The following is a 14408-nucleotide window of genomic DNA, read 5'->3' as shown; positions in this document are numbered from 1 at the left end:
CGTTACAGCCCAGCAGCCACGAGCAGCCGCAGGAACTCCGCGCCTACGGCAACTCGATCGCGCGTGTCGATTCCGGCTTGCTGAGGGATGGTGAGCAGGATCCGACCATCGAGGACGCTCACGTCGTTCCGCTCCTCGCATATCTCAAGGAAGCGTGTCCGCAGCGCCTCATCGTCCGAGGTGTCGAGCTCGAAACCCTCGTCAACGCATCGGAGACCAACGTGGCTTCGCTCCAGGCGCAGCCAGCGGGGCGTGTGCACGTAACCCGTGAACCAGGGATCTCTGACTGCGTCACCCACGCCTGAGTCAAGCCACACCTGAAGCAGGATCGGGTCGCGGTAGAGCCCGTTGAGCTGGACGGTCCGGAGCATGCACAGGGAGTAACCGAGGTGGCCGCCGACGCCGTAGTAGATACCTGTCTTGCCTTCCCGGCGCTGGTCCCTCTTCCCGCGCATTGCCGGGTACTTCACGAGGTAGTACCGCCAGTCGAACTCCCGGCGATCTTCGCGATCCCTGAGCCACTCGGCCACCACGTGGTCGAGGTATGGGTGCGGTTCGCTTTCACGCATGGCGAGACCCTCGAGAAACTCGCCCAGCACCCTGCGCGTGGCGTCCAGCTCCTGTCGCGGAGCGGCAGTGAAGAGATAGCGCCAGACAGCCTCGTTGGTCGGCGAACTGGTGCCGAACTGCCAAGCCTCGGTGTTGGGACGTCGCCGTTGGTAGTCACCCGTCGCCAAGAGGGCGCCGGTCACCTGCAGCCATAGGTGAGGCTGGCTGAAAGCGGCTTCGAACGCCTTTGCACGTCTCTGAAATGCGGCAGCGTCCAGATCGAAGGCGCTGAGAGTTCCTCTGAGGATCGGGTGGTCCTCTAACCGGAACACATCTGCTTCTTGCTCAGGGTTGTCAGCAAGGAACCTGGCCTTGAGGCGCTCGTCCTCCACCTGATTGCTGCTCAACTTACTGACCGCGTCAAGGTTGCCATGGCGAATCACAGCCTCGACGTCCTGAATCAGACCGGGCATGTTCGGTCGGCGGACCTCGTCCTCCGCCGAGGCGGCGAGAAGGTTCCGCAATACGCGTAGCCGTCGCGGGAAATCTGGCGTCTGCTCCATGCGGTGCAGCAGCACTGCATACAGAAGCAGGCTCTGCTGCAGGGTGAAGGCTCGGTTGCCGCCACGCTGGCTGTCGAACTGGTAGCAGCACTGCTCGAACAGATTGACATCCCCCGCGCCGAAGAGCACCACCTTCCCGGCGTCGTATTCGTCGTCCCCTGGCACGGAAGTCGTGAAGTACGTGGCGAAGGTTCCCGAGATGTCGTCCGAAGACAGCCATACATCGAAGGCCCGGAAGAGGAAGTCGAGGTGCTCGTCGGCACGTGGATTCCCGGCCCCGAAGATCGCTCTCGCGCGCGGTCCTAGCTTCCCTGACTTGACCTCGCCATCCCGCAACTCGCAGATCTCTGTCAAGTAGTCGATGTAGCGAACGAACTCGTCGTCCACGATGTTGTCTGCACCCCGGAAAGGCCACATGAGGTCCGACCAGGGGCCGTCGATCCTATGAGCGAAGGCGTCCGCCAGTGCCGAGCTCCCGATGTCTCGTTCGAACCGCGCCTTGAAGTTCTCGAACTCGGTGAGCGGCTTCCCGCGCGAGTTCATCTTGATGTAGAGCTCCTCTTCAGACTCCATGTCTGCGAGGGGCAGGAGGTAGAACGAGACAGCGGGGGAGTCGGCGTCAGTCAGCCGAGCCCATGCGGTCGTCGGATCGAGCGGCGGATTCAGACGCTTCACTTGGCCGTGAATCGCATCGATCATGACGAGCATCGAGGCGATGCTCGGATCGTTGTGCCAGGTGTGCAGGTACCAGGGTTGGTCCCGGATCCAGCTCGCCGGCGCTTCCTCCCCTGCCGGCATCGGGTGCCGAACGAGCGACTCGCAGAACAGTCGAGCGCTAGGCCGGGTCTCGTACGAGAACTTGGTCCACGGCGCGTCCGGCTCAAGTGTGCCTGCTGCGGAACCGACGTACCAATGGATGAGGAACAGCGTCGTGAGCCTCTGCTGGCCGTCCAGCGGCAGCAGTGCCCCCGCCGACACCTTGCCGTAGACGAAATCCAGTCCGACTGGTGAGTCACCGGCAATCGCGCCCAGAAGAATCTCCAGAAACGACGTGCGGATCTCCGCGGTCGAAGGGTCGAGACGACCTTGGGCGTAGTCGCGCTGGATCAGAGGGATCTCGACCTTGCTGATGCTCAGTCCATTCGACCGCGCGCCGAAAAGATCCGTGTAGGACGTCAGGTAGCCCTTCATCGGCGCACCCCCTCGTCGAGGAGGTAGTCCTTCAGCACGGCTGCCATGGCCGCGAGATAGTGCTCTCGATCCCGCGTGCTCCAGAAGTGCATCTGGTGCTCCTCGGCGGGGGAGTAGTACTTCAGAAATACATGGCGTGTGCAGACGGGAATGTACGAGCCCTGACGGTCGCGGTCCAGGATCTCGGCACGCTTGACTGAGAAAACCGAGTTGCTGAGGGCGCTGTTGTCTCCACCGTGCAGGAGCGCGAGATTGGCGATCGAGTGCATTGAGTCTTCTCCAGCCGGGTTGTCAAGGCTGAGAATGCTCGTGAACTCCCGCTCGAGGTCCTGAAACTCTCGTTCCTTGATGTCGGCGTTGCCGAGGACCTCGTCTGTGCGGGCGATCAATTCCTGTCTCTCGGTAGCGTCGACGTCGTCCAGCATCTCGAGCGCGCGACGATGCAGCCGGAGCCAGGTTGCCCATTGGTCCTTGCTGCGACGAATGCCCTCGGCGCTCTGGGCATGGATGTGCTCGAGCGACCAGCGGCCAGCAACATGCTCCCTGAATGAATACCGCTCGGACGAGTGCTTGCGCTGGCGGATCGTCTCCACGTTCATCAGCAGCAGGGCCCGGCTCGTCTGCTTGTCGCTCTGATAGGTCAGCTCGCGCAGGCCCGTCGAGCTTAGATTCAGATGCTTGCGGATCAATTGATCAAGCTCGGCCTCGAACGCCGACTTCGTCTTGCCATGGCTCAGCCTCAGGAGATCCGCGAACGTTGTTGCCCTTTCGGCAATCAGGTAGCCGATCTTGTGGAAGAGGTCGCGGTTGCTGTACCACCCGAGAACGGTGGCGTGCAGTTCCACGACCTCGTTCCAGAATGTCTGGGGGTCCGCGGCGATCCGCTGTCGGAGGGCGTCGAACGTGTGGAACGCGGGTCGCTCACGTCCCATCGGGCCTCCGGCGATCGTGTCGAGCAGCAAGCTGATGTGTGTTGGGTCCTCTGAGGACTTCCTGGTGATAAAGGCCCACAGCTCTGGGTCCCGCAGATCGCGTTCGAAGGTGTCCCATTGAGCGGCGATCTCCTGGGCGCGGTCTGGACGATCGTCTCGCCCACGACTGCTGGAAAGGAGCAGCGCCTTGACGAGTTCGGCGTCTGTCAGAGGGATTCGGCCGATGTTGAGTCTGGTGAAGAGATCGGTGGCGTCGAGCTCCTCGGGAGCTTCGTACCAGATGACGCGCACGTGCTCGAAAAGTGCGCCGTAGAACGCATTCGCGACAAACTGGCGCCGGTGCCCGTGCGACTCGAACCACTCGGAGATGCATCGGTAAGCCTCCGAGATGTGGAAGAAGTCGATGTTCTTCTCATTCAGCGCTGGGTCAGGCGCCCTTAGGTAGTCCGCGCTGTCCGACCGGGTCTCGTAGCGCATCGAGTAGCCAGCGCCCGCACTTTGGAGTCCATTGCGCTGCATGTAGCTGAAAATGAGAAACAACGTCGTGAGTCGCTGCTGCCCGTCGACTAGCTCCCATTCCTCGCCGTGCTGCTTGACCACGACTGGCTGGAGGTAGTACGGCCGGTCGCGGCTCGCACAGATGTCGTCCAGGAGCTTGGTGACCTCCACCTCGCCCCACCGATAACCACGTTGATAAGCCGGGACGTAGAACCGCCCGGAGATGTCACCGATCAGTTTCGGCTCGAGGATGGCCTCCCGGCTTGCAGCGCTCACCTCAGCGAGACTACTGACCATCGCCGACGACGTGGGGCTGTTTGAAGAGCAGGTGACGTCGACCTGGTGTTCCACTCGTCCGCGCTCGTGCTTGAGGAATGTACGGCTTCTCAGCCGGAGTGTCGGTGGGCTCACGTAGCGTGCATGGCGTCGGGGTGAGCAAGCCATTGTCGTCGCGGTTGTCGGCAGCGCGGTGCCGCTCGTGAAGCATGGACGGAGGGTGTGTTGTGGCACCGAACAGCGACGCTGGCGACACGCAGGCTCGTGTCGTCGAAGCGGGCGATCCTCCGTCTGAAACCAGCTCTTCCGCTACGGCCGCCACGGTCGAGAGGCTGACGCTCTACCGGTACGTCACGGCCGAGAACGCTGCCGAGTACCTCCAGCTGATGCGGCTGTTCACCGAGACTCTTCTCAACGACCTGTCTGCGGCTGAAGCACACGAGGCTCTGCTTCGCGCCGTGCCTGAACTAGCGATGTCGGTCGACGACATCGAGAATCGCTGCCGACAGCTCGTGACGTGGGGCAACCTTGTGCCGTCCGTCCGGGACGCCCGCGTCGCCACGGTCAGCGAGTGGCTTCGCTCCAGGTCTCGCTACCAGGCGTCAAAGCTCGGCGGTCGAGTACACCGCCAGGTCGATGATGTTCTTCGTGCCTCGGACGGTGCCCGTGAGATTGCGCGTGAGCTTCTCGGCGGCACCGTCCAGACACTGGAGCGCATCCTTGCTCACCTAGACGCCCCGCGTGTCGAAGGGGACGCCCTCGCCGCTGACGTGACGACGGTGTTCAACAACCAGCGACTCTTCGCCGAGTCCGCAACGGACTTCTACGCGTTCGTCCAGGGCCGCATCTCGCGCTACGACCTCGGCGGATCCGAGTACGCCGCGTTCAAGACGATGCTGCTGACCTACGTCGACCTCATCTCGGCCGACGTGGCCCGCCACGCGCCGGCGGTCGCGGCGCTCCTCGAGAAGATTGAGGAGCGACTCGACCTGGTGCTCGCCACGCTCGACTCTCTGCCAGGCCTCACCGACACCGACGGGCCGGCCGAACGGTCACCGGGCCGCACGCGGGCAGACTGGGACGAGCTGACCGCTTGGTACACCGGGCGCCGCGGTAGATCCGGACCGTCGCAGTTGCGTGCGGCCGCCGACCAGGCCCTGGGCCAACTAATCGCGAACGCGAAGCGGATGCTCGCAGCCGCCGGCACCGGTGCATCGCGCCGCGCTGACCTCCTGCGCCTCGCGGTCTGGTTCGACGAAGCGGACACGGCAATCGCACACCGCATCTTCGACGCGGCGTTCGGGGCGTACCCGGCACGGCACCTTCTGGGCGGCCCCGAAGAGGACTCCGGGCGAGCCGGCGCCACAACGTCGTGGTGGGACAGCGACCCTGTCGACGTGCCGCTGTCGCTACGAGAGCGCGGCGACCGCACTGCCCGGGGCCGAGCGTCCCGAGTTCCCGACCCAGGGTTGGACCGCGAGCGGCTCCTGGCCGAGGCTCAGGCCGAAGCTAACCGTAAGCGCGCCGCAGCAGCGGAGCTCGCCGCGGCCGGCAACCTGAACGGCGCACACATGTCACCGGCGGCTCGCGAGCTGCTCTTGGACAGGGTGGCGGATCTCATCGCGATAGACCAGGTCCTTTCCGGGCCGGCCACTTCGACGGACACCGACGCGAACCTCGTCATCACCGCCACCCCGGTGGCCGGCACGAAGACCGTCGTTCGATGCTCGGACGGCGACCTGACCGTGCACGACCTCGAGTTGCGTGCCGATCCGGCCGCCGTCGCGGGCACCGTCATCGACGGCCCCGACGAGGTCGGCAACCACGTGTGGAGGGAGACCACAGCATGAGCGCGTCCGAGGGCCGCTCTACTCCGACGGCGACCACGAGCGAGCACGCCGCCGCAGAACGTCGGGCCGCCGCACGGGCATTGCTGTCCACACCCATTCTCGCTGCAGCGCAGCACGCTGAGGACCTCGCCTTGGTCCGTCGGCATAAGGTCGCGCTCCGGCAGGCGTTCCAAACGCTGCTCGGATATCCGCTCGTGGTCGAGCCGACGTTCGCTCGACTGGTGAAGGCGGTCCCGCCCGTCGACGCGCCCGCCCGCGGTGCGCGACGCGCGAACGGCGGTGATTTCACCCCCCGCGCGTACACGTACCTCGCGCTCGTGTGTGCCGGCCTGATGGCTCCCGGTGCGGGTGAGCAGGTTCTCCTCTCGGCCCTCGTCGAGCAGCTTCGGGCCGACGCGGCGACTGCCGGCATCACGATGGACGAGACCCTCGGGGAACGACGAGCCCTGGTCGTCGCCATCAACCAGCTCATCGCATGGGGTGTCCTGATCGAGACCGACGGCAGCGTCGCAGGGTGGGGTGAGCGCCGTGAAGAGGCGCTCCTGACCGTCAACCAGTCCCTCCTGCCGCACGTTGTCGCTCGTCCGCTCGCTGGGATGGACGTCCCGCAGGACATGTGGGCAGTCGACCCGGCCGAGCGTGAGCAGCCTCGACCCGCGTTGCGTCGCCGGCTGACCGAGCATCCACTCACCCGACGCGAGACGCTCACCGAGGCCGAGGCCGACGCCCTGTCGCGTGAACGGCGCGACGTTGCCAGGGCCCTCGACGACGCATTCGGCCTCACGCTCGAGGTTCGGCTCGAGGGCGCGTTGGCCTACGACCCGGACGATGAGCTGACCGACGTCGAGTTCCCTGGCCAGGGAACGGTCCGCCAGGCCGCCCTCCTCCTCCTTGACGCGCTGGTGGACACGTTGAACCCCGCGGCCGGCACGACTGCGTTAGTCAACGGCGTCCCGGTCCCCGGTGTCCTCGCGTCGTGGGAGGTAGTCGCCGAGAACCTCGAACTCCTCTCCGACCAGAACGCGAAGTCTTGGCGTGCTGAAGTTGCAGGCGACCTGGGCAGGCTGACCGACGAAGTGGTTGAGGTCCTGTCGGCGGTGTCGCTCGCCACGCCCACCGACGACGGGCTCGTCCTCCATCCAGCCTGCAGCCGATACCGGCCCGAACCTGTCCGCACGGCGACCCGCACGCGAGCCCAACGCCGTCTCGCTGACGATGGAAGGCCAATCGACCCCGCAGACGACCCCCTTTTCGACGGCTCCGGGCCCGGCGCAGACACCGTCGTAGTACCGCACAACCAGGAGCAGTCGTGACCCTCATGCAGACCCCGAGCGACGGGCTCGAGACCGAGGACCAGACCCCGCCGAAGCACCACCCGTACCGGTGGCGCATGAACCGGGCCGGGCTGGTCGACGTCTGGTACTACTACGACACCGAGTTCGACCTCTCCGGCGGCCGGCTCGTCCTGCGCGGAACGAACGGATCTGGCAAGAGCCGGGCCCTCGAACTACTCCTGCCGTTCGTCCTCGACGCCGACCGCCGCAAGATGGACGCAACCGGGTCCGGCAAGGTCAGCCTCGTCGAGTTGATGAAGGCAGGGGCAGAGGACCGCACCACGCGGGCCGGTTACGTGTGGCTCGAGCTGGCCCGTGCGGTGGACCCCGCTGACCCGGCAGATGTCGAACTACACGAGTCCGGGGCAACCGAGCAGTACACGACCGTCGGCGCGCACATCCGGTTCTCCCGTTCGACCGCAGAAGCCAAGGTGCACTACTTCACCACCGACCTGCGTGTCGGGTACGACCTCGAGCTCCTGTCGCCGACACGAGAGACGCTTCCGCGGGACAAGCTCGCCGACCTCATCGGTGCCGACCGCATCACGACGTCACCGAGTACTCACCGCGACCGCGTCCGCGCGACCGTCTTCACCCTGGCCGGCGACTCGGGTGCTGAACGGTACGTCGGACTGCTCCAGCTGCTTCACACGCTGCGTTCACCCGACGTCGGCAACCGCATCGAGGAAGGTCGCCTTCCGCAAATCCTGTCCGACGCGCTCCCGCCGTTGGACGAGCGTGCCCTCAACGCGGCCGGCGAGCAGCTCGACGGGCTGTCCGAGACCCGCCTCGCACAAGGCCGGCTCGAAGCTGCCCAGGGTCACGTGAACACGTTCTTCGGCACCTACCGTCGCTACGCAGCGACCGCGGTCTCGGACAGCGCCGAGAACACCACGAAGGCGGCGTCGGCCGCTGACGCAGCGGTCAAAGACGCCAAGGATCGCGCCACCGTTCACGCCGAGCTCGCCAAGGCACGTGCCGAGAACAAGGCCCGCATGGGCGAACTCGACGAGACGATCGCCGACCTGAACGGAACCATCGCCGGTATCAAGCAGTCCTCCGCGTACGCCGACGCCCGCGACCTCGATGAGCGGGAGAAGAAGGTCCAGGCCCTCGGCTCGGCTGCCGACGCCGCGCTTGCCTCCGCAGAGCGTGCACGCGGCGCGGAGGTTCGTGAGGTCCGGACCACCGACGAGGTAGCCGCGAGGGCGGTCAGCACGAGTGCGCGAGTCGCAGCAGCCGTCGAGAAGGCCCGCGCGAAGGTTGGCGCCGCTGGCGTCTCTGGTGGGCTCCCGGCGAGCATCGCCGCTACGACCGCTCCGGCCAGCGTCCTCACCGAGCCGGTGCGCCTCACCCGGGACGGCGACCCGACCCCGCTGGACCGTCCGGTCCCGGTTCAACTATCCGTCACCCCAGACGACCTCGGCAGTGCGATCGAGCAGGTGCGGCTGGTGCAGGTCAGCGCAACCGAACGTGGTCGCCAGGCTGCGGGGCGTCTGGGTAAGGCGAAGGCGCTCGACGTGCAACACGGGAAGGTCGAGGCGGCCGAGCGGCGCGCCGAGGAAGCCGACCAGCGGGCTGGCGAAGCCGAGCAGGTCGAGCTTGAGCGTCAGTCCGAGCTCATGACGTCCGTCGAGTTGTACGCGAACCGGTGGCGGGACTGGGTCTCTTCCGAAGCGACGGTCGCTGCGTTCGGCGCAGAGCCCGAGCTGACCGGCACAGGCATCGACGATGTTCTCGCCGACGCAACTGTCCTCATCGGTGACCTCAGCGAAGACGACCTGGTCGAGCTGGACCACGTCGCAGGGTCGCTTGCCGACCCCGTGCGCGAACGACACACGCACACTCTCGCCGTACTCGACGCCGCGGACCAGGTCGACAACGCGGTCCGTGACAACCTGAAGGCAGAACGCGCCCAGCTGGAGTCCGCGATCGACCCGAGCCCGGCCACGCCGACCTGGGTCCGGCCACGTCGCGACGACTCCGTCCCGCTGTGGCGAGCGATCGACTTCGGCGACGACCTCGATGCGAATGACCGCGCCGGCCTCGAAGGAGCACTCCTCGCCTCCGGACTCCTTCTTGCCGACCTGCACCGAGACGGGACCCTGCATGCCGAAGACGGACAGCTGCTTCTGACCCCGACCGGTCCGGTTGACGAAACCCCAGTGACAGGCAAGCTGGTCGCCGACCCGGGGAGCCCAATACCCGTCGACGTCGTCGAAGCGGTCCTTGCGCGCATCGGGTTCGGTGACCGCCGCGGAGGAGGGGCCACGTCGCCTAGCGGGGTGTGGGTGGCTCCAGACGGGTCGTGGGGCTCAGGTCCGCTGACCGGCCGACACCTGCCCGCCACAGCCCGCCACATCGGCGCTACCGCCCGCGCAGACGCGCGGCGGGTGCGCCTGGCAGCGATCGAGGTCGAGCTCGCCCAGCTCACGGCCGCCGCCGAGGTTCGGGCCACTACCCGGGCCGAGGCTCGCGCTGCCCGGGACGGGCTCAGCGTCGCGACCCACAACGCTCCACGGACACAGGCTGTCTCCTCCGCCAGGGTCCGCGCCACCGACGCGACCAACCGAGCCGCGAAGGAACGGTCGCGAGCCCACGACGCTGCAATGCAAGCAGGAGAGATGCGCACGGCCTGGTCCCGTGAGGTCAGCGAACACCGCGCGATCTGCGCCGAGTTCAGCCTTCCGCACACCGCTGACGACCTACAGGTCGTCCGGCAGGCCACCGGCGAAGCGGAGACGGCATGCCGTGACCTGAGCAACCTGCTCGGCCAGCTGATCAGCGCGGTCGCCGACCACACGGGGGCCGTCGGAAAGGTCAGAGACCGCGCCGGCGAACGGGTCGAGGACGAGTCGCGCGCCGCGACGGAGTGGGCCGTCTGGCATCGAGAGGCGTCCGAGCTCGAGTCGGTCCGTTCCAGCATCGGGCGGGAGGCGGCCGCGGCGAAGGCCGAGCTGCGCGAATGCGAGACCACCCGCACGGCCCTGGAAGGTGAGCTGGAGTCCGCACGGAACCTCGACTCCCGTCTGGGTGTGGAGGTCGGCACCGCCGAAGCTGAGGCTCGCGCTGCCGCCGAACGAGTCACAACAACCCAAGCGGAGCTTGTCGCCGCGTTCGACAAGTTCCGTCGACGGCTGGCGCTGCCGGGCATCGCAGCAGCAGCATTCGCCGAGTTGCCGGAGCCCATCGAGCTACCCGAGGTCACCCCGGCCGCCGTACGCAAGGCAGTGACCCGCGTTGCCGCCGGCCTGCGTCGACACAGCCAGGGCGCCGATGAGAACTCGCTCTTCGGTCCGCAGCGCACCCTGGACCGAGACCTGTCAGGCTCCTACGACGTCATCACCGAGGTCCGCGACGGTGTTCGCCTCGTCGAACTGTCCGACGCGACCGGACGACGCAGCATCGCCGCCGCCGCCGCCGAACTCGCCCGGACCGTCGAAGAGGGCCGAAACGCGCTCAGCGAACGTGAGCGGAGCGTCTTCACCGAGTTCGTGCTCGGCGGAGTCGCCGAAGAGCTTCGCCGCCGACTGGACCAGGCCGACGAGCTCATCGCCGCGATGAACGCCTCACTGGCCACCATCCGCACCTCGCACGGCATCGGGGTCAAGCTGCGGTGGAAGGTATCGGAGAGTTCCGACCCGGCCGTCGTGCGCATCAAGGAGCTCGTGTCCACCGCCGGTGCGGTGAGGTCCGCCGACCAGACCGCCGAACTGACCGAGCTCCTCAAGGACCGCGTCAACGAGGCGTTCGAGCTCGATGAGTCCGCGGGCTACGCCACACACCTGCGCGACGCACTGGACTATCGGTCCTGGCACACAGTCGAGGTCATCATTCTCGGTCCGAAGCCGGGCCAGGAGCGACGCATTAGCCGCAAGGCGCGACTCTCGCAGGGCGAGACGCGGTTCGTGTCCTACGTGGCCCTGTTCGCTGCCATCGACGCCTACCTTTCCGGTCTGCCCGACACCGGGCGTGCGCTCCGGCTGCTGCTACTGGACGACGCGTTCGCCAAGGTCGACAACCGCACCATCGGTGAGCTCATGGGGCTGCTGGTCCGGCTCGACGTCGACTTCGCTATGACCGGGCACGCCTTGTGGGGTGACTACCCGCAGGTGCCGGCGCTGGACTGTTACGAAGTCCGCCGAGTCGAAGGGTCGGCCGCTGTGACGACCCACGTCCGTTGGGACGGACACACCCGACACCTCCGGGCAGCGCCGCGATGACCGACCATGCCCTGCCGCCGGCGACACGCGAGTACCTGCTCCACCTCGACCTGATGCCCCTGTGGGATGCCGTTCGCGGCAGGCTCGAACGAAACGGTATCCAGGTCACCGGCACTGTGAGTGTCACCCTGAACGAACAGGGCGTCGACCGTCTCAGCGGCCTCCTCGGCAGGCGCGTGACAAGCCCCGCCCGCGTGCGCCTCGCAGACGTGGACGCGGCCCTGCGGCGGTCCGCTGCAGCAGCTGGGCTGGTGACTGTCATCGAGGCGCTCATCGGGCCGCTCGTGGACCGCAAGGCCGCCCGTGTGGCTCGGACCGAGGCGCGAGCCAGCACAGCCGCCCTATTTGACGGTGCGCTCGCCGCCGCAGGGGTCGGCGATCAGGAGTGGGTCGCGGGTTTCGTTCAGGGAACCCGGCAGGCAGGCATCCTCACTAAGGCCGGCGATGGCGCCCCCGCCGCCGTCGTGCACGCGGGTGCCGTCCTGGCCGAGCTTGCGGCATCCGGTGTCCTTGAGCCATCAAGGTCCGCGTCCGAGCGACCAACCGAGTGGGGCTTGGCTGAACTGGCGACCAAGTGCACCGGTGATGCGCACGGGCTCGACTCAGGCCGCGTCGCCGCCGCCCTCGTGCTGCGTGCCGCGGCCGCCGCTCACGGTCTCCATCCACCGGAGTCGGCGGCCGAGGTCCGGAACATGTGGACCCTTCTCGGGGTGGTGCCTGATGAGCTTTCCGGAACGGTGCTGGTCTGGTCGCTACGGCCACCGGGCGACGATCCCTGGTCCGTCATGATGCGCGCCCGAGCCGATCTTGGCTTGGTCACTCACCTGACGTTGCACGAACTGAACGGCGTCGCCGCCAAGCTGGCCTGGACGGTCGCAGGGACCACCGTGTCGGTCTGCGAGAACCCGCAGGTCCTCCAAGCGGCTGCACGAGCAGGATCGGCGGGCGCTCTGGTGTGCACCTCCGGCAACCCCGCGAGCGCCGCCTGGGTTCTACTCCGCGGCTTAGTAGGGCAAGGCGCACTGGTTCGTTATCACGGCGACTTCGACTGGCCCGGAGTCGTGATCGCCGGACGCATCCTGGCTGCGGGGGTGCAGCCGTGGCGCATGGGCGCCAGCGACTACGAGGACGCTGTCGCGGCGGCTAGCTCGGCTAACAAGCTGCCGCTCGCAGGGACCCCAGGTGCGACACCTTGGGACCCGCAACTCGCGGTAAGCATGTCGCGCATCGGAGTTGCAGTCCATGAGGAGGCCCTCCTCAACGTGCTGCTCGCGGACCTCTAGAGGCGTCGCTCGCGTCGCTGTGCCGCTGTCTAAACCCCCGACCCGGCGCCTGATGCCTACGCCGCGTGGGGTGCAGTGGGTACGCACAAGGATGAGAAACGGCGCCTGACGCTGGAAGACGTCGGAAGACGTTTTCGCAGGTCAGACGCCGTTTCAGGCATCTAGCCGCAGGTCACGAAGACCCCGGAATCAGATGTCGAAGTACATCTCGAACTCGTGCGGGTGGGGACGCAGCTGGAGCGGAGCGACCTCGTTCTCTTTCTTCCAGGTGATCCAGGTCTCGATGAGGTCCTGGGTGAAGACGTCGCCCTCGAGCAGGAACTCGTGGTCGGCCTCGAGCGCGGCGAGGACGCCGGGGAGGGTCGTCGGGACCTGCTCGATGGCCTCGTGCTCCTCCGGGGGGAGCTCGTAGAGGTCCTTGTCGATCGGGTCCGGCGGCTCGATCCGGTTGCGGATCCCGTCGAGGCCGGCCATGAGCTGCGCGGCGAAGCACAGGTAGGGGTTGCTCGACGGGTCCGGCACGCGGAACTCGACGCGCTTGGCCTTGGGGTTGCTGCCCGTGATCGGGATGCGGATGCAGGCCGAGCGGTTGCGCGCGGAGTACACGAGGTTGACCGGGGCCTCGAAGCCGGGCACGAGGCGGTGGTAGGAGTTCGCCGTCGGGTTGGTGAAGGCGAGCAGCGCCGGGGCGTGCTTGAGCAGACCACCGATGTACCAGCGGGCGATGTCGGACAGGCCGCCGTAGCCCTGCTCGTCGTAGAAGAGCGGCTCGCCGTCCTTCCACAGGGACTGGTGGGTGTGCATGCCCGAGCCGTTGTCGCCGAAGATCGGCTTCGGCATGAAGGTCACGGTCTTGCCGAGGTCCCAGGCGGTGTTCTTGATGACGTACTTGAACTTCATGACGTCGTCGCCCGCACGGAGCATCGTGTTGAAGCGGTAGTTGATCTCCTGCTGACCCGCGGTGCCGACCTCGTGGTGGCTGCGCTCGACCTCGATGCCGACCTTGGCGAGGTTGACGCACATCTTGTCGCGGATGTCGGCGAAGTGGTCGACCGGCGGGACGGGGAAGTAGCCGCCCTTGAAGCGGGTCTTGTAGCCCTTGTTGCCGCCCTCCTCCTCACGGCCGGAGTTCCACGCGGCCTCGATCGAGTCGAGGTGGTAGAAGCTGCTCTGCGCGTCGGTCTTGAAGCGCACGTCGTCGAAGGCGTAGAACTCGGCCTCGGCGCCGAAGAAGGCGGTGTCGGCGATGCCGGTCGACTTCAGGTAGGCCTCGGCCTTGGCGGCGATGTTGCGCGGGTCGCGCGAGTACGGCTCACCGGTGAAGGGGTCGACGATGGAGAAGTTCATCACCAGCGTCTTCTCCTCGCGGAAGGGATCCACGAACGCGGTCTTGACGTCGGGCACGAGCTTCATGTCGGACTCGTGGATCGCCTGGAAACCCCGGATGGAGCTGCCGTCGAACATCTGCCCCTCGGTGAAGAAGTCCTCGTCCACAGTCTCTGCCGGCACGTTGAAGTGCTGCATGATGCCCGGCAGGTCGCAGAAGCGGATGTCGACGAACTTGATGTCTTCGTCCTTGATGTACGACAGGACCTCGTCAGCGTTGCTGAACAATCCATCCTCCTGGTGATGTCGGCTGATCTGTCGGCCAGCCTCGCGTTGATGCGACCACCGTAGGTCGGGGCAGTTACCCGACCATGACTCGTGTG

The 14408-nt window shown here is 66.6% G+C and carries 7 protein-coding genes; 4 read left to right on the top strand and 3 right to left on the bottom strand.

Features of this window, described 5'->3' with window-relative positions; translation table 11 throughout:
* Positions 1-2 precede the first annotated feature (2 nt).
* On the bottom strand, positions 3-2303 hold the full coding sequence (locus L6241_RS02425; protein ID WP_368244616.1) for a DUF262 domain-containing protein: 2301 nt from the start codon (positions 2301-2303) through the stop codon (positions 3-5).
* On the bottom strand, positions 2300-4009 hold the full coding sequence (locus L6241_RS02420; RefSeq protein WP_368244615.1) for a DUF262 domain-containing protein: 1710 nt from the start codon (positions 4007-4009) through the stop codon (positions 2300-2302). The genes L6241_RS02425 and L6241_RS02420 overlap by 4 nt, the downstream gene beginning before the upstream one ends.
* Positions 4010-4236: 227 nt before the next feature.
* Between L6241_RS02420 and L6241_RS02415 the strand changes: the two genes are divergently transcribed.
* Genes L6241_RS02415 through L6241_RS02400 form a run of 4 tightly spaced genes read left to right on the top strand, consistent with a single transcriptional unit; the run spans position 4237 to position 12699 of the window.
* A complete protein-coding gene (locus L6241_RS02415) occupies positions 4237-5859 on the top strand; it encodes a DUF2397 domain-containing protein (protein WP_368244614.1) in 1623 nt (540 codons plus the stop codon).
* On the top strand, positions 5856-7172 hold the full coding sequence (locus L6241_RS02410) for a TIGR02678 family protein (protein WP_368244612.1): 1317 nt from the start codon (positions 5856-5858) through the stop codon (positions 7170-7172). The genes L6241_RS02415 and L6241_RS02410 overlap by 4 nt, the downstream gene beginning before the upstream one ends.
* 5 nt (positions 7173-7177) lie before the next feature.
* Positions 7178-11416, top strand: a complete 4239-nt coding sequence (locus L6241_RS02405) for a TIGR02680 family protein (protein WP_368245138.1) — start codon at positions 7178-7180, stop codon at positions 11414-11416.
* Positions 11413-12699, top strand: coding sequence for a TIGR02679 family protein (locus L6241_RS02400; protein ID WP_368244610.1), 1287 nt, complete (start codon positions 11413-11415; stop codon positions 12697-12699). The genes L6241_RS02405 and L6241_RS02400 overlap by 4 nt, the downstream gene beginning before the upstream one ends.
* Before the next feature lie 189 nt (positions 12700-12888).
* On the opposite strand, the gene glnA is transcribed toward L6241_RS02400, so the two are convergent.
* Positions 12889-14313 carry a type I glutamate--ammonia ligase gene (gene glnA, locus L6241_RS02395; RefSeq protein ID WP_123093358.1) on the bottom strand — a complete coding sequence of 475 codons (1425 nt, stop codon included), beginning with the start codon at positions 14311-14313 and terminating at the stop codon, positions 12889-12891.
* Between the last annotated feature and the right edge of the window lie 95 nt (positions 14314-14408).

This window comes from Janibacter sp. Y6 (assembly GCF_040900765.1).
In the GTDB taxonomy this organism is placed as follows: Bacteria; Actinomycetota; Actinomycetes; order Actinomycetales; family Dermatophilaceae; genus Marihabitans; species Marihabitans melonis.
The sequence above is the reverse complement of the archived record's forward strand: the minus strand, read 5'-3'. Positions and strand labels throughout refer to the sequence as shown.